Genomic DNA, 20941 nt, shown 5'->3' on the forward strand with positions numbered 1-20941 from the left:
ACAATATCTCATGGAAATTATCAGGAATGGAGCGCAGCCATCAGTAAAAGGGTCTGAAGATTGGTTTACCGGTGCAGTACGTATAGATCCGTTGTTTCAAAAAAAGGAGGTTACCAGAGGTGCGGGTGCTCTGGTTACCTTTGAGCCTGGTGCAAGGACGGCATGGCATACGCATCCTGCCGGACAAACACTGATTGTTGTTACGGGACTTGGATGGGTTCAGCGTGAAGGTGGGCCTATAGAAGAAATCAGGCCAGGGGATGTGATCTGGTTTGAGCCAGATGAAAAACACTGGCATGGGGCTTCTCCTGATAAAGCAATGAGTCATATTGCCATCCAGGAAGCAGTCAATGGAGAAGTTGTTACCTGGCTGGAACAGGTCAGCAATGACCAGTATTCAAAATAACAGGCAGTATCCGGGAACAAAACGAAAGTCATAATCCGGAGTTCATCTTTTTAAAAGATTCCCGATATTCTGAATTACATCAGGACAGGACGGATAGCGGAAAGCATTGGCTATAGCGGTCAATGCTTTTCATATTTCGGATAACTACGCTCAGATCATTTGTTTTTAATCTTCTTTCTATGACTCAATCCGAATAAAATTAGCGCACTTATAACGGGCTGGGTTTCGCCGGCATGATCAGTAAGTGCATAAGATACTGTAACCGGCTTCGTATTATTCACCGTTCGGGTAATCATCAAATTATCCTCTAAATGCTGCAGTTCCTTCGACAGTACCTTTGGCGTAATCCCCTTAGACGTTTCCAATATATCTTTAAATCGCATGGTTCCGCGATGATATAAATTAGAAAGAATACACACCTTCCACTTACCGCTCAATAACTCAATAGCATCTCTAAGCGCTAAGCGTTTATCAATGGAAGGGTCTGGCTCGCATTTTAATTTTCCCATGAGTATAGTCACTTTCCTTAAGGTAACGGATAGTAAAATTATAGTAATTGTCCGATAGTTTTGTTCCGTTTAAAACGAACATTAAAACTATGGGAAATAGCAGAGAATACAGTTTGTATGGCAGGAAAGTTGTTCTGTTGGGAGGTACTTCTGGTTTTGGTTTAGCAACAGCAATAGCTGCGGTAAATGAAGGTGCATCCGTTATAGTGGTCTCCAGCAGTCAGGAGAAAGTGGACAAAGCGCTGGCAGTACTGCCAGGTAATAGTGCTGGTTTTGTGGCTGATCTTGGAGAGGAGAAAGAAGTAGCGCAGCTTTTCACAGAGATCGGTGAATTTGATCACCTTGTTTTTACCGCAGGGGACGCTCTACATTTTGGTGAATTATCCGCACTAAACATTGACGAAGCGAAGCGATCCATTCACCTGCGTTTCTGGGGAGCGATCATGGCAGCAAAGCATGGAGCGCCCCTGATCGGAAAAGGCGGATCAATTACCTTAACGACGGGCGCGCTTGGAAGAAAGCCGCGAAAAGGAACAGCAGTGATAGCAGGAATGGCGAGTGCTATTGAAGGACTTACCCGCGCATTGGCCGTTGATCTTGCGCCTATACGGGTGAATACGGTATGCGCCGGAACGGTCAGGACGAATCTTTTAAAACATATGTCCGAAACCGGCAGAGAAGATTTCTTTAACCAGGTTGGAAGCAAACTACTAACAGGGAAGGTAGGCGATGCAGAAAGTCTTGCGGAAGCTTATCTGTATTTAATGCGTGGGACTTTTACGACAGGACAGATATTGGTCGTGGATGGTGGCAGTTTGCTTGTGTAATAACCCCGGTTTTTGCGTCATTTGAGATATCGGTTGTCACCCGCATGTTACCTGGTTACCCCGCTGTTACTGCCACTTTTGCTTACATAGTAACCGGAATAAATAATTGTATGCTAAGTTTGCATTGTAATATGAGCCTTGAAGAAGTTACTGGTCCGCCGGTTGTTATAATATCAAAGTAGGTTTGCTGGTAAACCATTATCATAAGATAAATCCATTTAAATAAATAACACTTACTTAGATATGAGTCTGGATAATAAGGAAACTTTATTGAAAGCAAATGCTTGTGTTAGTAAAGGTGATAATGAGGGTTTTCTGTCTTTTTGCACAGAAGATATAAGATACGAATTTGTCGGCGATACAGTCTTACAGGGAAAGGAAAGCGTTCGTGCTTACATGAAGAAGGCTTATACAGCGCCTCCGGAATTCGACGTGGAGAATTTAATTGCTGACGCTGATTTTGTTACAGCAATCGGCAAGATCAGTATGAACGACGAAAGCGGGAAAAGGATCGATTATTCCTACTGTGATGTCTGGCGTTTTCAGGATGGCAAGATGGCGGATTTGAAAGCTTTTGTCATTGCAATCACATCTAAATAAAATCATACAGGTGCCTCCTCTCAGCGGCTGTTCACCAGCATTTACATAGCAACGTTTTCAGGGCTTTTGTTGCCACCTCCGGGCCATCAGGTCATTTAACGATAAAGGTGAGCATATTATCAACATCAGTTCGGTGGTGAGTGCAGACTCGCTCCCGAAAGGATCAGTATGTGCTGTAGCGAAAGCCATATAAGATGACTGATGGGGCATTTATGAAGTATAATCAGGAATTTAAACAAAATAATACATTAAACAGCATATAAAATGGCACAGAATAATTATAGCGGCGCATTACAACAACCGCTTGGTTCAGGATTTGGCGCAACATCAACAACAAGTGATGTCATTAAGGGAATTGATCTTACAGGAAAGATCGCCATCGTTACTGGTGGTAATACCGGGATTGGTTTGGAAACAGTCAGGACGCTTTCGGAGGCAGGGGCTACAGTTATCGTACCTGCAAGAGATGTTGAGAAAGCAAAAAAGAATCTGGAGGGGATCAGCAATGTGGAAATAGAAGAATTGGACCTGATGGCTCCTGACGCTATTGACAGCTTTGCCGAGAAATTCCTTGCTTCCGGCAGACCATTACATTTGCTCATTAATAATGCAGGAATTATGTTCGTGCCCTTGCGCCGCGACGCAAATGGGTATGAATCACAGCTTGCAGTTAATTATCTTGCCGTCTTCAGACTTACCGCCAGGTTATGGCCATCCCTGAAAAAAGCAAATGGCGCAAGGGTATTAAATGTTTCTTCGCTCGGACATCAGTTCGCCCCTTTCAATTTTGAAGACCCGAATTTTGACAATCGCGAATACCAGACACTACAGGCTTACGGACACTCAAAGACTGCTGTTAATCTGTTTTCGCTTGAGTTAAATGAACGAGCCAAAGCATACGGTGTAAGGGCATATTCACTACACCCAGGGAATATCTGGGGCACAGAATTAACCAGAGAAGCGCCATTGGAGATATTACAGCAGTTTGGGTTTTATGATGATAAGGGAAATCCGGTACAGGAGGTGCTCGATTCACTTAAATCCGTTCCACAGGGTGCGGCGACAACGATATGGGCCGCTACCAGTCCGCTATTAAATGAGACAGGTGGCGTGTACCTTGAAGATGTGGATGTAGCCGAACTGGCTGTTGATCCATCAGTACCCAACGGCGTGAAGCCTTATTCATTAGAAGAAACGAGTGCTAAATCATTATGGGCATTGACGGAAAAATTAACAGGCGTTACATTTAATATTGGTTAATATTTCTCTTGTATTATACAGGTATCTGGCATCCAGAGACTCATATTCAGGTGCCAGATACCTATTGAACGATACCTCCAGCTATTATAGTAACCGTCTCAGAAATATACCGATGTTTGTTGGTAAAGATCCAGTTCCACCTATCTGCAGAAGATCAATTCCTGGTCCGAATTGCCACCCTTTATGACTTACCCCTAGTCTGATATATTGGTTAGCGAAGTTATATCCCCATTTATTTCCGTAGTTAAAATTATAGGAGCCGATAAATTGTGCAAACAGGTGCCAGGTTCCCTTTTGGGTTAATCGCGGACTGTAAGACATCAGGACGAAAAGTTCACTGTTAGGAGAGCGGAGTGGTTCAAACGACCCAAAAGCAGTAAAAGACAGGTCTCCGATATTACAACTATAAGCAATGGCTATTTGTGGCATGAAACCGTCGTTTGTTACATATCCACCTCCACCAACACTAACTCCTTTGGCAACATCATAAAAGAACAACGATTGACCGGTAAAACTGCTTTTATCCCTGTCTGAATAGGGTGTTTCATACCGTAGATAGCCGAAATAACCAAACCGACTTGTAGAATCGAGATATCTGGTCATATACATCTGGTGTGCAAATGCACGATGCCCTGCAAATACTTCAACTGGTATATCTCGCTGGGCAAAAGCTGTCTGATAAATGGCTATTAAATTAATAATGATGACTGTTGTTCTGATACAGGACTTTAAATACAGACTTTGTTTTTTCATTTTCTTGATCTATTTATAGCAGGAGTGCTTTAGCATTCCAGGGAATCGTAAAAGATCATTGCCTTTACCAGGATTTGACACATATCCGGGTCATTGGAAGTCCGTCTACAGGCATGAATTTCCTGGCGAAAGGGGTAATCTCTTGACTATTACGTGGCAAAAATAGACTGGAAATCAGCCCTGAAATAGGTACATTTGGGGTATAAACGAGTAGAATCAGTGTATGGTACGGGAAAATCTATATCAGTCGGTCCAGGTGTATTATGAAACTTCTGACAGTTGTACACAGGGCGACAAACAACTCAATTTTTTCGAATTGTTTTATGTGCTTTCAGGAAAGGGAGCGCATATAGTCAACGGTAACAAAATACAGTTTAATGAAAAAGAACTTTTCCTGCTTACCCCGAATGACCGCCATAGCTTCGACGTAGATGAATTCTGCGAGTTTTTAGTGATCCGTTTTACACAACACTATGTTGCCGAATTCCAATGGAAAAGTATTGACCAAATGGAATGCATGCTTTTTCACGCATCACACCTGCCTGAGTCAATTCTGAAAAACCCTGAAGACAGTCAGGCAGTAGCATCGCTCATGCAATACCTCCTGCAGATCCTTCAGCGGGATAATTTATACAAAGAAGACCTTATCAGGCACCTGGTCAACGCGATCATTGTAATCGCAGCGCGTAACCTGTCTATCATCAGGCCACAGCATATGCTGGAAAACGTAGATGAGAAGATCCTGGAAATAATAGATTACATCCAGGTCCATATCCATAAACCTGATATGTTAAAGCTTGAAGTGATCGCTGATAAGTTTCAGGTATCAAAAACCTACATCGGAGCGTATTTTCGCAGACAGGCAGGCGAATCGCTTCAGCAATATATATCAGCGTACCGTATCAGGTTGATCGAACACAGGCTGCGGTTCAGTACTAAACGGATTACGGAAATAGCGGAGGAATTTGGGTTTGCGGATGAGAGCCATGTGAACAAGTTTTTCATGCGGCATACAGGGGTGAGGTTGAAGTCTTATAGAAAGCAGAATAAGGCGTAGGGGATGATTTATGTCAAAGTCAGTTGCGTTGGCAGGAAATCCTGTCATATAGCATTCGGGATTTTACAAGCGGCTATAACATACGCTTTTTGATGATGAAATAGAGGATCTGCCGGATCCTCTATGGCGTTAGATTATTCAACTCATTATTTTGCTCTTTTTCTTTTTTGAATTCCAGTAATCCAAATTTCCAGGTAAAATTAATGGCTACAGAACGGAATGGTATTTTACGGATACTTGTCGTTGTAAAATTAGAACCATAAATATCCAGTTTCTGTGTTACATATTCATTGAAGGGATTGATGGCATTTAAAGCGATACTAGCCTTTTTGTTCCATAACTGTTTTCTTATGGCAAAGCTATAAGTTGTCAGGGAAGGATATTTACCCTGTACCTCATTTCTCGCTGAATTGAAATTTCCAAAAAACTCCGCAGCAATCAGACTGCTGATCTGATAGGTAGCATTCAGATTCATACGATAATTAAAGCTTGTTCTGGTGCTACCCGCATCGATCGCATTGATGATCTGACGATGAAACATGAAGATATTGGTTCTGATACCCAATTTGCTACCCAGGTGTAAATCGCTGAATAGATTGAACCCTGTATTGTTTTCGGTGCCAATATTCTCGCGGCTGCTTACGGACGCATTTAGATACACTGAATCGCCCACCTGCAGTGATGGGTAATATCTGACATAAGGCTGTATATCATGGCTATTATGCCGGTAAAAGGCGGTAATCATAAAAGAACCGAGCTTATTAAGGTCCTTACTATAACTCAATTCAACACGTTGTCCTAATTCAGGTAGTAAATATGGATTACCGGCAGTGACATTCTTAGGATCGCTTGTATTAATGAAAGGGTTCAGATCTCCATAGTCAGGTCGCTCAATTCTTTTGGAGTAGCTTAATTTCAATACATCGTTCTCAGATAGCTTTTTAGAAAGGAAGATAGAAGGAACCAGGGTATTATAACCAGGTGTTTTCACCTGTTGTTGTGCATTTGAATAGTAGGAGGATATTTCTGTACGTTCATATCTGGTGCCTGCTTTTACCTCAAACAGATTGGCGACAGGGAAAGCAACTTCTGCATAGCCGGCATATACCTTTTGATGATAATCCAGGTTATTAGACAATGAACTATCATAGATATATAATTTGCCGTCTGGCAGGAATCCCTGTACGGCCGCGTCACTGCTTATATCAAGAAATGTTGTCTTAATACCGGTTGTCAGGATTACTTTTTTTGATAGCGGCTGACTGTAATCCAGTGCGATCTGTGTTTCATTTTCTTTGCCGGGATTTCGGTTTCTTACGCCGTAGTATATAGCATTCTCTGGTAAGGAGAATAATTCATTACTTGATTGCAGTGAGGATCGTCCTATACTGGTATTGACTGAAAACTCAAGCTCCTGATCCTCCTTGTCAAATGATCTTTTGTAGTTAAAGGCAGCGTCTATGTTATGGGACCGGTTAGTTGTACTGGTGTTATTTATGCTTAATATATTCCCGATCACATTACCAGGGTAGTCCTTTGTTACCTGCGATTGGTTAATTAAACCACTGTTATCATTACCAAAAATGTTGTAATTAAACGATGCTGTAAAACTATTATACTTTTTATATACCCAGTCCAGTCCTATACCCGTTTCTACACCATACCTTTTAACGCGTGTCTTTCCTTCCTGAAATAGCCAATCGTTCACTTTATTAATAGTATCTATGGAATTACGTTGATTGGTATAGGGCGTATTGACAGGTAACCGGGAGTTGCCACTCACAAAGGCGTTAAATCCGAAATTATTATTTCTGGCGTTGAAGTTAAACGACCCATTCTCCATACGGGTACCTGCTGTCAGGGAAATATTCCCATTAACGCCCTTTACAGTGGTCTGTTTAAGAATGATATTGATAATTCCTCCTAATCCCTGTGCATCATACTTCGCCCCCGGATTAGCAATTACTTCAACGCTCTTAATCTGACTTGCCGGAATAGACTGGAGTACATCGGCTACATTGTTCCCGAACGCCGTAGATGGCTTCCCATTAATTAGAAACCGGATGCTTCCATTACCGGCCAGCTGAACATTCCCGTCTACATCTACAGATACCTGCGGCACTTTTTTCAGAATATCAGTGGCAACTCCACCTTGTGAGGTTAAGTCTTTTTCAGCATTAAAAATCATTTTATCAATCTTATTGTCAATAAGTTTTGACTGTGCCGTAATAGTAACAGCTTGTAGCGTCCTTTGATCTACCGGGAGTTTAATTACCGGAATAGTGACTGTTTGATTTTTTGCTATTTTAATAGACGGAATCTCGAAAGATTTATATCCGATGAATTCAACAACGATCCTGTAAGTGCCGGAATCCAGACCAGATATGGTAAATTGTCCATTTGAGCTGGTCGTTGTACCGGTAAGGGGTTTGGTAGATGGTATAGGGTATACAGTTATTGTAGCATATTCCAAGGGGGCTGCTGCGCTTGCTTCAAGCACCTTTCCTGTAATAGTCCCGTTTCCATGTCCGGGACTTCGTTCCTGCGATGATGCGCCCAATGACATGCTATCAGGATAACAATAGCCAGTAGTTTTCTCATTCTTATTATATTTTATAGACCGCAAACCTAACGGGTGAATCTGAAAACATCCTGAGGCCAACTTAGGTGTAATTATATTAAAGCGATCTTTATGATTATAATGAGGTCATATTATACAATCAGACTGCCTGCAGCATGGATATTGGGATGTGTTGAACTATTGAATACTGGAGGGCAATATTCCAAAATGCTTCCTGAAAGAGGTGGAAAAATGGGCAATTGTAGCATAACCAGCCAGCATCGCAGTTTCGGCAACGGATTTCCCCGCATGTAGATCCTTCATAGCATGCTTCATTCGCCTATCATTAAAATAGCTCCAGATAGTCGTTCCATACTTCTTTTTGAAAGCCTGCTTCAAAGTTGTCTCATTTGAGTCCAGTTCCTTTGCCAGATCAATAATCGTAAAGTCTCTCTTTCCCCGATATTCATCCAGGATTTCTTTTGCCTTCGTCGCCAGAGCAGCATGTTTTTCCCGTAGTGGCTGCCCTTCAAAGATTGGCTTAGGCGTTTCCAATAGCGTAACCATTAATTCTAATGATTTAGCTTCAATAAATGGGTCGTAATCTTTCTTCTTTTTGCCGGGCGCTTATCAGACTATTAATAATGGGGGCGAATACCTCATCGAGCGGAAATGGCTTTTCCTGCAAATAGATATTATGCTTATGAGGGATGAGCGGTAATTTATTTATCCATCCGGTTTTATCCGGCGAAATCAGTTTGCAAAAGAATTCGTTTTTTATCCGAAGTTCACTGCAAAGTAAAGGCTGAATTCTGAAGCCTTTCTGAAATACGATCACGGGAAGTTATAAATGTCTCAGAAAGTGAATAAAGTATAAAACCGCTTCATGGGCAGGCCTAATACTTTATTCACCCGGAATATGAATTATTGCACTTTAGGTGTCTTTTCTGTCTTCCATTTAATAACATAGTACACGGCCTGCGTGGTACCTGCATTTTTAATACCATGCAGTTGATTGGATGCCTGGAAAATGACGGAGCCTGGACCGACACGTTTAGTCGTCTTGTTCACTGTCGATTCAACTGTTCCTTCTTTGATAATGATCAGTTCTTCGTCAGGATGTTGGTGTGGAGGATGAGGTGCTTCTCCTGGATTCAGGGTAGTTACATGTAGCTCCAGTTCGTCCAGTGTCGGTGTAGGCGCCTGAAGGAATTGCCGCTTTTCTCCTGTTTTGGTAGCTTCAACCTTTATTTTATTCCAGTCGTATATTGTAGATGATAAGGGTACCTGCTGATCATTATGCGCAATGATAGCCATGGGTATGCACATTATTAGTGCAGTGATACATACATAGGTGATTTCTCGTTTTGTCATTATACGTGGTTTAGGTATAACTAATTTACAAAACGTTGTTTACAGGTTGAATAGGAATTTCAGTATTTCTCCTTTTCAAATAACTTTGCTGCTCCCCGGCTCATTTATCCTTTTTTCGAAAGTATTGCCTTTTAACACGGCTGAGCGTATCCTTGTTAAGACCTAAATAGGACGCAATGATATGCTGTGGGAATCGTTCAAAAAGTTCAGGATAGCATTCAACAAAATCAGTATAACGTTTTTCTGCCGTTGAACCTATTGCAGACATTAATCTCCTGTTATTAGCAATTTGGTTCCGCTCGTCAAGATGCCGTAGCATTTCACAGAACGCGGGCACTCTCTTCATTAGCTCAAAGGTATCTTCCCGGGTGACGTAAAGCAGATCACAGTTCTCCCATGCATCGATGTTATATAGACTGGATGTCTGCATCGACCAGCTTTCCCGGTCTCCCATCCACCAGCCCTCCACACCCAGTCTTACAATATGTTCAATACCCTTATCATCGACTGAATACATTCGCATAGCACCTTTAACGATAAATGCAAAATGCTTGCACAGATCGCCTTCCTGTAGCATAAATTGTCTTTTTCTCAATCTGGATGCAACGAACGTCTGTGTCACTAATGCCTTTTCGTCGTCTGAAAGTGGGTCGGGACTGAATTTCTGAAGATAGTCAAAGAAAACATCATGCATGTTTAAGCGCGCATATTTTTTAACATTAAATACAAAAGGTCGAAGCACAAATATAAAACTAATACCATCTTTTTCGCAGTCTCTTTAAATACACAATACTTAAACTATTGATATGGTGTGACTTGCGAAACATTATCTTTCCTCCAGCATCCTCATTTAAGAAAGAGAATTAAAAAAACATAGACAAATGTCTACGTTTTTTTACGGCAAATGTCATCTTCCTGTTTGTCTCAGAACATGAAATTTGCCTCATCAAAAAAGTCAGTTTTCAACGGTAACGCAACGTTCAATTATTTAACCATACAATTTTCAAAACATGCCAAACATTGTAAAAAGAGGCCTTGATGCTTTGTTGCGTCCTGAAGACAGTATTGTAGTGCTGATCGACCATCAGCCTTTCCAGTTCGCTAATCTGAATAGTCACGAGCCTACGATGGTTATTAATGCCACTACGGGGCTTGCAAAAGCAGCAAAGATCTTCAAGGTGCCTACTATTCTCACTACAGTTGTGGAAGAACGTGGCGGTTTCATCATCAAACAGATCCAGGATGTATATCCGGCACAGAAACCGATCAATCGTACCTGGATCAATACCTGGCAGGACCCTGCCGTGACAGAGGTTGTTGCAAAGAGCGGGCGTAAACAGCTCATCATTGCCGGCTTATGGACAGAGGTTTGTGTAGCTATGCCAGCCATTCAGGCCGCAGCAGAAGGTTATGATGTATTCGTTGTTACGGATGCCTCCGGATCAGTTTCGAAAGAGGCGCACGATATGGCAGTACGCCGTATGGAACAACATGCCATTACGCCGATCAACTGGGTAGCGGTTGTTTCCGAATGGCAACGCGATTGGGCCCGTCTAGAGACAGCTGCTGAATTAGCGGGTCTGATGATGGAACATACTGGTGCAACCGGTGTCGCATATGCCTGGGAACAGCAGTTGCTGGCTACGCCTGTACCGGCGAAATAATACCGATATGATATCAAAGCAACATCCGGGTTATTTCAGGATGTTGCTTTGGTTTATATGAACACGCCTATATACTGATATAACGGAGGGGGCTGCCATTCTGATTGAATATGACGTGAACGGGGGAGAGGGAGGAGATAGGCAATGAAACAGTAAACTAATTATCAAGCTTTTATAAATCGAAAATGACCAATAAAGAAATCGTAACAAAGGCCATGAAAGAATTTTTCACTGACCGCGATCAGACAGCTATAGAACGTTACTGGCATAAAGATTATGTACAACACAACCCCTCCATGACTGATGGGCATGAGGGACTGAAAGGGCTTCTGGCTTTTATTGATCCGGCATTCAAATGGGAACCTGGTATTCTGATAGAATCAAACGATCTCGTCCTGGCACACAGTCAGGTTCAGGGTTGGGGACCCGCTCCATTGATCGTGGTTGACATCTTCAGATTAGAGAACGGAAAGATCGCAGAACATTGGGACGTGGTGCAGTCTGAAGTACCTGCTTTGAAAACCGCCAGCGGCAATCCGATGACCTCATTCAATTACTCAAATCCGGCTCATGAACAATAATTTATCGGGTAAATCATTCCTGGCTGATCTTGGAGCCTTCCGATCTGAGCTATTCTTCGAGTTAAATGACGTATTACTCTTCAGGATCGTTGAAGGCGGAGGACCAGGAGAACAAGGACATACCGAGCGCGTAAATATCACAATCGCTGAAGTACGTCCAGGCGTTTATATGGTCGCCTGGAAAGAAGCGACGGGTGCAACAGTGACGCATATTGAAGATCACGAAAACGGGATATTATATAGTAATGCCACCTTGCCGGATGGAAGCTTTTATACGATGAAAGGCACTATCCGGCCTTTATAAGGCTGACGACATTTAAGGTGAGGATAATATCGCCAGTGACCATTAATTAATGAAAACAAAATCAGTATGAATAAGAAGAAAAGTAGTTTTTCAACACAGGGACAAAGAGCGGATATTGGCGAACTCGAAATATACCGGATATTGGGTAACAGATATGCAGATGCTGTAGGCCCTTTCGTCTTTTTAGATCATATCGTACCAAAGACGCAGACAAAGGTCAATAAAACCGGTACCGGGGCTCACCCACACAGGGGTATCGCTACTTTAACCTATATTATCAGTGGGGAAGATGAGCACTTTGATAGTGCAGGGAACTATGCCATGGTGCATTCCGGAGGCGTTCAGTGGATGAATGCCGGTAATGGGATCATCCATGATGAGACGCTGAACTATGATTCCCGGACTGACTCCAGAATAACGCACGCCTTTCAGTTCTGGATCAATCTTCCGGCCGCGATCAAAGCTCAGAAACCAGCCTATCTCGCTATTGAAGGCAATGAGGTACCTGTAAAAGATCTGTCGGAAGGAAAGGGATGGATGAAAGTGATCGTCGGTTCATTTGAGGAGTTGAGGTCTGCTATTCCGGATTACTCAGCGCAGTTCCTTTACCATATTCATCTGGAAGCCGGTGCCAGTTTCACGACTGAGTTTCCTGATGATGTTGAAGTAGCAGCCTTTCTGCCGCTGCATACGGCTATATTAAATGATGAACATTTCGATGCCGGAGACTTTATAGAATTTGACAGGAATGCAGGTACTATCGAACTTAAAAATGAAAATAATGAAGCCTGCGATTTTATCCTGTTCGGTGGTGAACGTTATAAGGAGCCGATTGTCGCTGAAGGGCCTTTTGTCATGAATTCCAGGCTGGAAATTGCTAATGCCTACAGGGAATTTTATAACGGCGGATATGGGAAAATAGACTATGAAAAGCAACGGGCAAAGATATCAGGTAGCAAGGCCTGATCCGCTTATCGTATACATTACTGAGCTTCCTGATGAGGTGGCTGCAATTACATTTTTTATCATATGGTAAACGACAGGTTTGTAATAAATGCTATATTTCACCGATGGAAGCGCTGATTAATCTTTTATTGCAATTCGGCGATCTGAACAAACAGCAGATCGATCTTATTCTAAGTAAGGCCAGAGTGATTGAACTCAAAAAGGACGAATACTTTTCCGAAGCCGGAAAGATACCGAGATATGTCGGGTTTGTTTTAGAGGGTGTATTCCGCTTTTGTTATTATAATAACAGGAATGAAGAGATCACCAATTATTTTATTGATGAAAATAACTTCGTGGCAGACAACCAGCGCTTTGAAACGCAGGTAGAGGCAGTGGAATATATACAGGCAGTCACTGATAGTAAAGTCCTCGTGTTTACAAAGAAAGACTGGGATGAGATCTCCAATACTATCGTAGGCTTTGAGATGATCAAGGCTAACATTGTTAAAAAATGTCTGACAGTAGCAATGGAACGAAGGAGTCCGCTGGTATCGGAGGATGCCACCACCCGATATCTGAGCTTTCTCGAAAACTTCCCGATGCTTATCAACCGCATACCGCTTTCTTATATCGCTTCATACCTGGGCGTTACACAGCAATCCCTGAGCAGAATCCGGAAGAATATCCGTTAACAGTGCTTTTTACCATGTGGTAAATATTTTTCGGTCTGTATTGCCAATATTTGCAACATTCATTAAACAAAAAAAGATGAGCAGAAAGATCGTATTAATAACAGGAACAAATAGCGGATTCGGTTGGCTAACCGCCCAGAGTATTGCGGCTTTAGGTCACCAGGTATACGCAACTATGAGAGATACCGGTGGTAAAAATGCAGAAAAGGCGAATGCACTCTCAGCAGTGAAGAATGTCACTGTGCTGGATGTGACACTGACCGATGACGAAAGTGTAAAACAGGCTGTGGAAACTGTCATCGCGAAGGAAGGCACCATTGATGTACTGGTCAATAATGCCGGTTTTGCTATGAATGGGGTAGCAGAGAGCTTTACTACTGCGGATGTGCAAGCCGTATTCGATGTAAACGTTTTTGCACCCTGGAGGTTGATCAGACAGGTCCTGCCGGCTATGCGTAAACAATCAGATGGACTGATCATTAATGTCACCAGTGGGTTCGGAAGGGTTTCATTTCCTTTTGCAACAGTATATAGCGCATCAAAGTTTGGTCTGGAAGGGTTAAGCGAAGGTTTACATTATGAGCTGAAGCGTTTAGGTATTGATGTGGCCATCGTACAGCCAGGGGCATTTCCTACCGAAATGGGGCAAAAGACGCAGCCGGCATCTGAGTCTTCAATATTTCAGGATTATAGCGCTATTGCGGATATGCCTAACAAGATGGTGGGTGCAATGACACAATTGATCCAAACCGCTAATCCTAATCCTCAGGATGTTGCCGACGCCATTGTCAAATTGATAAATGTTGAAAAAGGTAAAAGACCATTAAGAACAGTTGTAGATCCGACGACCGGAGAATATATTGAAGCGATCAACAAGGCAATAGAACCTCAGTTTGCAGAGGCTTTAAAACGCTTTGGCATGGGAGAGTTACTGGATTAAAGTGAAAGTGACGTAATTATGTAATGGCAGTAGTAAAACTACTGCCGTTGCCATTTAATGTCTATATATCATAAGACACAGGAAAACAAACATATCAGATAATGAGAAATCATACATGAATTCCAGGTGGGGCAGCCATTTCATACTCCTGTTGATTGCATGCTATGAAATTAATAGTTTGATGATATATTTACACCAAAATTCAAAAATCAATGTCTTCTAAGTTAAGGACCATTCTGACACTACTCATTTTCGTCACAACAGCCGTACATGCACAGCAATATGCGGGAAAACTGAAGATCGAAAAGTTAGTCGACACCACTGTCAACTCTATCGGCCAGAAAATCGCATACCCACAGTTTAAGGATGCAAAGGTTACAATGGCGAAAATCACTTTTCCTCCAGGAGAGACTACAGGATGGCACAAACACCTGATCCCTGTGTTTTCTTATGTACTGCAAGGTACATTGACAGTTGAGATAGAGGGGCACCAGCCCGCTGAATATAAGGAAGGTGCAAGTTTTGTTGAATCTTATGATACCTACCACAAAGGCACTAATAAAGGCGATACTGATGTCGTGTTATTTGTTGTGTACCTCGGTGGCGACGGACAGCCGCTGGCCGTTAAGAAATAATGAGCTGAAGCATATTTGTTTCTTGCGATTGACCGCCTGCCCGGAAAGTCATAATCCCGGGCAGGAGTCAACGCGGAATATGATGCTACAAAGCATAAATGCTGAAGCAACCATAGTCTGTACGCACACCTATCTGACGGGTATCGATGAATTTGATTTCCGCACTTTTTACGCAATGTTGTATCGGAAAACTATAAAGGAACTGCTTGTTGATAAAGTCAAATACGAAAGCGGTAGTCCGCTGCTGACATACCAGCAATGATTGGTCTTCATTGAAACAAAAATTCCTTAAATCCTTTGAATACGCCGGTATGGCCAGGCTTTCATAGAATATCTCCTTTCCGGTAGTTATATTAAAGAAATGTAAGTGACTGTACCGTTCGTGGACAATGAGTTCACTGCCATCGCCGGTCCACGCAATGAGTTCTGCCATTGCAAACGGTAACTCCAGGGTCTTGATCAACTGTCCGGTATCTGTATCAATTAACGCTATATGGTGCTCCCGGTTGTGCATGGCGAGTAATTTTCCATCCGGTGACAGATCAGCACAAAATGGAATAGAACCGTTAATAATCTTTATCTCAAAAGTCGTTTCAATTCGCTTACTGTTATGAGAGCGCTGAATATAATAATGAGGGTGGGTAGCATAAGCTCTGCTGCCTGCTGCAACAGACACGAAACTCGCAGGTTGACTAAGATGATCGGTCAGTTGTCTGAAAGCACCTGAACTTAAGTCATAGTCATAAATGTAATGATCAAGATCAAGCAGCAGCTGATTAGTGGATCTATCATAACAAATTTCCCAGGGCAGCACTTTTGGTAAAGCCAGGACCTCATTAACTAATCCCTTATTGTCAATACACAGTAACTCTTCCTGTAATCCAATTTCTTTGCCGCCGGAACGATACACATAGATGCCCTGCGGAGTCGCTTCGAATGACAGGCAGCCTGTATAACCTCCTCCTATAAAAAGATGCAGTAGTGGCTCTCCGGCAGCTGCATGATCAGCATGCAATACTGCTCCCTTCTTCAGCAATTCCCATTCTTTCCTGAAAAACAGCTGGCTCGCCGCTTTTGTATCAGCAGCTGACTTACTGGTTGTTTTAATCTTACCACCAGTGTTGGTCTCTGTCGTGAAAATAGCGTCATCACAGCGTAACGTGATTTCCTTTCCTGTCTGTGCGTCTGATAAAATATGTTGCATGTAACGCGTTATTAGGTGCGGTTCAATTATTAGCCGCCTTTTATTATTTCTTAATATAACTATATTCGATACCGAATTTGTCGCCAGATAGTGCACTGGCCTGCGAGGATGACAGTTTACCATCAGCATCATATTGATTAACAAAATTAATTGTAGGGCTGCTTCCACCGTTATTTTTGATAATAAGGCTTGTCAGGCTGTTCTTGCCTACAGAAAGTGTGTTGTCATCCTGATGTATAATACTGATGATATAAGGATTGCGCGAAAATACTTCATAGAGCGGATTGGGGTGATTATCGTAAGTGCAGGTCAACTCCTCAGTTGCTGATGTGGCCTCGCCAAAATAACTATCGAACCGGTGATCAACGATCTTTAGGGGATTACCTTCACTATATGTGAGTTCAGTATAGCGGACCATCTTAATATTCGCTTCAGATACAGTATCCTTGCTTCCGAACAGTGATGCCTGATTGTTATTGAATGTAATAAAGAGACTGTCTGTGAGACTATGATTTACAGGCTCTATTTTGTAAACGATTGTTTTATTGCCCGCATAAACCAGCGAATCCAGTGCTATGAGTTCATTGCTTCTGAACCATTTTACTGAAATACATTGCTGCCGTTCATTATATGCGAATTGAATACGCTGCCGCCACTCCTGATTTTGATTCTGCTGCATAAATAATGCTGATGGCGTGTTATCAGCATTGTACGCAATACTGTCAGCAGCAAATCTTTCATTGGTACCACTATTATCGGACGTATAATAAACCATTACCGGCAGATACAGGGGGTTTGAAGGATCTGCATCTGGAGTGTTATTCTTTTTACATCCAGCCAATACAATAAGGGCTAACAATAATAATTTGGGGGCGGATAGTGTATTCATATCTGTTTTATTGTTTAGTCTGCTTTCAACTTTTAGCATTTAATTGTAAATATCCTTTTTTCCGGGTTCTTTTGAACTGTTGATGGCGAAAATTGCTCTTTTTTAAAAGATCAACAAACCATTTTTACAAATGGTTGACCTCAAAGATTAGATGTGTTGCATTTATAGGCGGTCACAGCCCATCCCGAATGGCAATGAATGAAGAAAGGTATAATTTGGTATTATGAAATCTTCTGCCCTAATTTGCGGGTAAATGCTGATTTATGATAGCAAGCTCCAATGCCTTCTCGTATATTCGTCCCGATAGTAAAGGAAAGCCATATACTTTTAACGTCAACTTTACCTCAAAGCCACAGTCATATGAAATATCACCAACCGAGCCTATTGATATTATCTCAGTGACTGTTCTTGAAATAGACAAAGAAAGCGGATTTCAGGAGATTTATAACTACTACATCAGGGAATGGAATGGCGAGTTATTAATTGGGGTAATTAAAAAACAGCAATTTAATCCCATAAAAAGTGAGCCCCTTGATGAGTTAAAAGACATGGTGTTGGCCAGGTATGAGGACATGGTAAGGGAGAAGCGAAAGTGACCATATGGTTCTTATATTCAGAAGAGGTACATTATTAAAATATAGATCACAGCAAGTGGCACTATCACCGTTCTGGCTATTTGCCTATAGCCAATATAGGCGCCAAAGTAATCCGCCAGCGGATCTATGCATAAGCAATACGCAAAGAATCCCCTTATCATCAGCGGTGTCAGAAAACCGTCGATGCTGCCATTACCTTTAAAGTAAGTGTATCCCATTCCCAGGTGAATCACCAGGGAAAACAGTTGCTCGGCATAAATGTAAATCCAGCCCCATAGCTTCTTTGGTTTAGACAGCTTATAAAAGGCCCAGGGTATGTAGAACAGTGAAAAGAATTTCAGGAACAGGTAGAGATTTAAATGACAACTTTTACAGTTTACATAGTCGACCAGCAAATTAAGCGTTCCCGCAATAGACCATGCATAGAAAATGACGAGGAGGACCAGTAGGAATTTTACCCAGAAAATAGGATTCTCTTTTTAATTGAATATATAACAGGCTTCAATATATAGGTATTAAGGCGCTAAAAATAATAAATTTATGTATTTAATTATTCAATCAGAACATATCCATTTTCCGGATAGACTCTTTTATGCGTATAAATCCCCCAGGAAATAGCTACCTCCCGGGGGATTTATTTATCAGGTGTTTTATTTAATATCTTTTAACGGATGTAGAATATCTATATAAGCATGCTATTCACCCGGTTTGAAAAAAAGTCTGTCAGCACTCATATAGTTGATAGAATCTCGCATGTAAAGAATGGCGCCCGTGAGTTTTTCTGTTCCTTTGGCATCAGTTGTCATCCTATTTACCTGCAAAATGTCCATGTTATCTGGGTTTACATAAAAGAGGTGTGAAAACTCCGGTGGCACATTGTGATCCTCAAACACGCCCAGGAATTCGAACGCTCCGTATTTCCTGGTAATTCTATGCTCTTCCTCCTTTGATAGCGTAAACATATGCAAAGAGTCTGGTATCATCGTTCTGCTTATAACCATCAGTTTTTTTTCTGGCTGGTAGACCATACTGATAGGCTTAAAACTGTATACCTGACTCCAATCCTTTTTACTCTCGAGAAAAGCAGAATGGGATATTTGGACAGTGAAACCATTTTGATATTGCCGGTCCGTTTTACAACCAGTGCAAACAAGTATTGACAATATCAATGGAAAAAGAAATCTAATCCCGAATTGTGCCATAAAAAGCGCCTTTTATAGTTACTGATCTTTGAAAAACTGGATAGAGTTGTGTCCAGCCGCTGACAGGCACCTTAATGGTGTACGCTACATCCCCTGAGTGGAAACCTGTTTCATTAGTAGCCCTTTGGATGGTAAATCCTTGTTCAAGTTCAGATCCAATTTCCAATTCAGCGGCTTTAAAACCAAATAATACTTTTATACCTCCATTAACAGAGACAACGATGGTCCTTTTTTCATTGGCGCCATAGACTGCATTTCCATCAGCGATCAGTGTCTCGTTAGGATTTCTGGCGGTAACGGCATTTATCCCACCGTTTACATAGTCCCCGTCTATTTCTCCGGAAGTTCCAATGAAACTTAGTTGTCCCTCTCCCTCACCTTGTTCAGGAGCACCAATTTTGTAAATGCGGCCTTTGAGCCTGTCGTAATCATATTGGTAGAAGATAGTAACCATTGGGCGCAGGTTACGTGTTCTATACTTCGCTGTAATTTCTATTTTTCCATAGTAGTAGTTGACGTGTCCCACCGGTAAAGGCTCCATCGGACTCCAATACTGACCAGGACCTCCATGATCAAGGTCATTGTTTGCCAGGTAACTATCCGCCATAAACCCACTGGCTTCATCTACACCTTCTGCAAGTGTACCTGCAGCAGTGCCTGCGCTTGCCAATGAATTTGGGTTAAGAGATTGAGTGGGGTTCTCGTCCTTTCGACAACCGGCCATAATAATACAGGTAGCAAGAAGGCATCCTGTGATTGATTGTTTCATAACTGTGTTTTTAAATTGATGATATAGGTGATTGTAATAAGATGAGGTAATAAGGTTTAATCAAATTGTCAATTGTATTTATTGGGTTATCGGGTCATCGAAATTGGGTTACCATGAATTTGCATATGATGATTTATTCCTGCTTACCAGAAAGATGTTGCAAACGCCTCCTGCGACCTTATATAAACAACTAAGGCAGCATTTTATACCGGTGTAATTACAAACTTGATAAGTTTATGTGAGGTAAATGGATGGCGCCCGGGATCAGCACCTGGGATGACCTTCTATGAAATTGAACTGGTTAATGTTTGATTATCAGATGTTTAAAGTGGAAATGAAGCGAAACGAAAATGGGAACCTGCTACCAGAGCAGATTCCCATTTCCATTAAGAAGTTAATATAACGGTATAGCCTAATGTTCCCATTGTAATCCTGCTACCTGGAAAGTAAATATTCTTTGAAGTTCGCTACCCTCGGCAACAATCTCCACCAATACTTTCTTTGATTTTTTTAACATCGCTATAATTTCTTTCGGCGAACTAATGTAAAATCCATTCGCATCACTTTTATTAGCTGTATTAACTGTGATATTGTACCGCTTTGGCTCATTGTCGTCAAAACGTATTCTGACGGTCTTAAAATTCACGTCTAAAACGTGGGTAGACGAGAGGATTTCAACAGTAGTGTTTTTCTTGTCATCGTATTTAAGATGGAAGAACAAATAGCCGGTATAGGATACCCACTCAGGACTGTTGTCATTTGTGGTAGTCGTTGTGGTGGTAGCCTCAAATTTTTTACGATCATTGGTTTTTTTGGTTTGGAACCATGACCTTTTTTCTTTGATTGTTGTTTTCGAAGTGGTCGTTGATGATGACCGGTCCTGGTAATAGCCACCAGTAGTTATTCTTTCATCAGCGTAAAGATCGGCGGCATAATAGGAAATTGTCGATGTCATCCGATCTTCCTTATTATAATACTGCCACTTTGAAGTATCAGCCGACTTAGCAGCTGCAACTGATGTACTGTCGTGCTGGCCATTGCGTGACGTCTTGGGTTGGGTTGCGTCTTTCTTGTTTTTGTTGAAGTGGTCATTGCATTTACCAATGGCGCCAAGTATAAATAAACCGGCCGCAATGGAAATCCAAATTTGTTTTCTTGTGGGCATAAATAT

24 protein-coding genes are annotated in these 20941 nt (G+C 41.8%); 13 read left to right on the plus strand and 11 right to left on the minus strand.

Features of this window, described 5'->3' with window-relative positions; translation table 11 throughout:
- Positions 1–10 precede the first annotated feature (10 nt).
- Positions 11–406, plus strand: a complete 396-nt coding sequence (locus BMZ72_RS05715; RefSeq protein ID WP_089806115.1) for a (R)-mandelonitrile lyase — start codon at positions 11–13, stop codon at positions 404–406.
- Between the two features lie 155 nt (positions 407–561).
- On the opposite strand, the gene BMZ72_RS05720 is transcribed toward BMZ72_RS05715, so the two are convergent.
- Positions 562–915 (minus strand): winged helix-turn-helix transcriptional regulator, encoded by a 354-nt coding sequence (locus tag BMZ72_RS05720; RefSeq protein WP_089806117.1) that lies wholly within the window; start codon positions 913–915, stop codon positions 562–564.
- A gap of 89 nt (positions 916–1004) precedes the next feature.
- On the opposite strand from BMZ72_RS05720, the gene BMZ72_RS05725 reads away from it, so the two are divergent.
- From BMZ72_RS05725 to BMZ72_RS05735, 3 genes are all read left to right on the plus strand, one after another.
- On the plus strand, positions 1005–1742 hold the full coding sequence (locus BMZ72_RS05725; protein ID WP_255373121.1) for an SDR family oxidoreductase: 738 nt from the start codon (positions 1005–1007) through the stop codon (positions 1740–1742).
- A 243-nt stretch (positions 1743–1985) separates the two neighbouring features.
- Entirely contained in the window at positions 1986–2342 is a 357-nt protein-coding gene (locus tag BMZ72_RS05730) for a nuclear transport factor 2 family protein (RefSeq protein ID WP_089806119.1), read from the plus strand.
- A gap of 264 nt (positions 2343–2606) precedes the next feature.
- The gene (locus BMZ72_RS05735) at positions 2607–3602 is read left to right on the plus strand and encodes an SDR family NAD(P)-dependent oxidoreductase (RefSeq protein WP_089806121.1); all 996 of its coding nucleotides are present in this window, start codon (positions 2607–2609) and stop codon (positions 3600–3602) included.
- A gap of 84 nt (positions 3603–3686) precedes the next feature.
- Here BMZ72_RS05735 and BMZ72_RS05740 read toward each other — a convergent pair whose 3' ends face one another.
- Positions 3687–4355: a hypothetical protein gene (locus tag BMZ72_RS05740; protein ID WP_089806123.1), complete on the minus strand. Its 669-nt coding sequence runs from the start codon at positions 4353–4355 to the stop codon at positions 3687–3689.
- Between the two features lie 223 nt (positions 4356–4578).
- Between BMZ72_RS05740 and BMZ72_RS05745 the strand changes: the two genes are divergently transcribed.
- A complete protein-coding gene (locus BMZ72_RS05745) occupies positions 4579–5412 on the plus strand; it encodes an AraC family transcriptional regulator (protein WP_089806124.1) in 834 nt (277 codons plus the stop codon).
- A 121-nt stretch (positions 5413–5533) separates the two neighbouring features.
- Here BMZ72_RS05745 and BMZ72_RS05750 read toward each other — a convergent pair whose 3' ends face one another.
- The 4 genes from BMZ72_RS05750 to BMZ72_RS05765 form a co-directional block, all read right to left on the minus strand.
- Positions 5534–7978: a TonB-dependent receptor gene (locus tag BMZ72_RS05750; RefSeq protein ID WP_089806126.1), complete on the minus strand. Its 2445-nt coding sequence runs from the start codon at positions 7976–7978 to the stop codon at positions 5534–5536.
- 192 nt (positions 7979–8170) lie between these two features.
- A complete protein-coding gene (locus tag BMZ72_RS05755; protein WP_089806128.1) occupies positions 8171–8539 on the minus strand; it encodes a helix-turn-helix transcriptional regulator in 369 nt (122 codons plus the stop codon).
- Positions 8540–8896: 357 nt separating this feature from the next.
- Positions 8897–9346: a cupin domain-containing protein gene (locus BMZ72_RS05760; RefSeq protein ID WP_089806129.1), complete on the minus strand. Its 450-nt coding sequence runs from the start codon at positions 9344–9346 to the stop codon at positions 8897–8899.
- Positions 9347–9446: 100 nt separating this feature from the next.
- Positions 9447–10040 (minus strand): Crp/Fnr family transcriptional regulator, encoded by a 594-nt coding sequence (locus BMZ72_RS05765; protein WP_089806131.1) that lies wholly within the window; start codon positions 10038–10040, stop codon positions 9447–9449.
- A gap of 316 nt (positions 10041–10356) precedes the next feature.
- Between BMZ72_RS05765 and BMZ72_RS05770 the strand changes: the two genes are divergently transcribed.
- The 7 genes from BMZ72_RS05770 to BMZ72_RS05800 all read left to right on the plus strand — a co-directional run bounded on the left by BMZ72_RS05770 (position 10357) and on the right by BMZ72_RS05800 (position 15110).
- Positions 10357–11010: a hydrolase gene (locus BMZ72_RS05770; RefSeq protein ID WP_089806134.1), complete on the plus strand. Its 654-nt coding sequence runs from the start codon at positions 10357–10359 to the stop codon at positions 11008–11010.
- A 185-nt stretch (positions 11011–11195) separates the two neighbouring features.
- Positions 11196–11591: a nuclear transport factor 2 family protein gene (locus BMZ72_RS05775; RefSeq protein ID WP_089806135.1), complete on the plus strand. Its 396-nt coding sequence runs from the start codon at positions 11196–11198 to the stop codon at positions 11589–11591.
- Positions 11581–11895: a MoaF-related domain-containing protein gene (locus tag BMZ72_RS05780; protein WP_089806137.1), complete on the plus strand. Its 315-nt coding sequence runs from the start codon at positions 11581–11583 to the stop codon at positions 11893–11895. The genes BMZ72_RS05775 and BMZ72_RS05780 overlap by 11 nt, the downstream gene beginning before the upstream one ends.
- 66 nt (positions 11896–11961) lie before the next feature.
- The gene (locus BMZ72_RS05785) at positions 11962–12861 is read left to right on the plus strand and encodes a pirin family protein (RefSeq protein ID WP_089806139.1); all 900 of its coding nucleotides are present in this window, start codon (positions 11962–11964) and stop codon (positions 12859–12861) included.
- 104 nt (positions 12862–12965) lie between these two features.
- Complete coding sequence (locus tag BMZ72_RS05790) at positions 12966–13535, plus strand: Crp/Fnr family transcriptional regulator (protein WP_089806140.1); 570 nt, start codon at positions 12966–12968, stop codon at positions 13533–13535.
- Positions 13536–13611: 76 nt separating this feature from the next.
- Positions 13612–14475 carry an SDR family oxidoreductase gene (locus tag BMZ72_RS05795; RefSeq protein ID WP_089806142.1) on the plus strand — a complete coding sequence of 288 codons (864 nt, stop codon included), beginning with the start codon at positions 13612–13614 and terminating at the stop codon, positions 14473–14475.
- Positions 14476–14687: 212 nt separating this feature from the next.
- Positions 14688–15110, plus strand: a complete 423-nt coding sequence (locus BMZ72_RS05800) for a cupin domain-containing protein (protein WP_089806144.1) — start codon at positions 14688–14690, stop codon at positions 15108–15110.
- 85 nt (positions 15111–15195) lie between these two features.
- Here the strand turns inward: BMZ72_RS05800 and BMZ72_RS05805 are convergent, their stop codons facing one another.
- The gene (locus BMZ72_RS05805; RefSeq protein ID WP_089806146.1) at positions 15196–16314 is read right to left on the minus strand and encodes a WD40 repeat domain-containing protein; all 1119 of its coding nucleotides are present in this window, start codon (positions 16312–16314) and stop codon (positions 15196–15198) included.
- A 43-nt stretch (positions 16315–16357) separates the two neighbouring features.
- Positions 16358–17203 carry a hypothetical protein gene (locus tag BMZ72_RS05810; RefSeq protein ID WP_143087611.1) on the minus strand — a complete coding sequence of 282 codons (846 nt, stop codon included), beginning with the start codon at positions 17201–17203 and terminating at the stop codon, positions 16358–16360.
- Positions 17204–17466: 263 nt separating this feature from the next.
- Between BMZ72_RS05810 and BMZ72_RS05815 the strand changes: the two genes are divergently transcribed.
- Complete coding sequence (locus BMZ72_RS05815) at positions 17467–17799, plus strand: hypothetical protein (protein WP_089806150.1); 333 nt, start codon at positions 17467–17469, stop codon at positions 17797–17799.
- A gap of 695 nt (positions 17800–18494) precedes the next feature.
- Here the strand turns inward: BMZ72_RS05815 and BMZ72_RS36280 are convergent.
- The 3 genes from BMZ72_RS36280 to BMZ72_RS05835 all read right to left on the minus strand — a co-directional run bounded on the left by BMZ72_RS36280 (position 18495) and on the right by BMZ72_RS05835 (position 20935).
- Positions 18495–18761: a hypothetical protein gene (locus tag BMZ72_RS36280; protein ID WP_143087612.1), complete on the minus strand. Its 267-nt coding sequence runs from the start codon at positions 18759–18761 to the stop codon at positions 18495–18497.
- Positions 18762–18981: 220 nt separating this feature from the next.
- Positions 18982–19770 carry a hypothetical protein gene (locus tag BMZ72_RS05830; RefSeq protein ID WP_089806156.1) on the minus strand — a complete coding sequence of 263 codons (789 nt, stop codon included), beginning with the start codon at positions 19768–19770 and terminating at the stop codon, positions 18982–18984.
- A 412-nt stretch (positions 19771–20182) separates the two neighbouring features.
- On the minus strand, positions 20183–20935 hold the full coding sequence (locus BMZ72_RS05835) for a hypothetical protein (RefSeq protein WP_089806158.1): 753 nt from the start codon (positions 20933–20935) through the stop codon (positions 20183–20185).
- Positions 20936–20941: the final 6 nt, after the last annotated feature.

This window comes from Chitinophaga sp. YR627 (genome assembly GCF_900114995.1).
Classification (GTDB): Bacteria; Bacteroidota; Bacteroidia; order Chitinophagales; family Chitinophagaceae; genus Chitinophaga.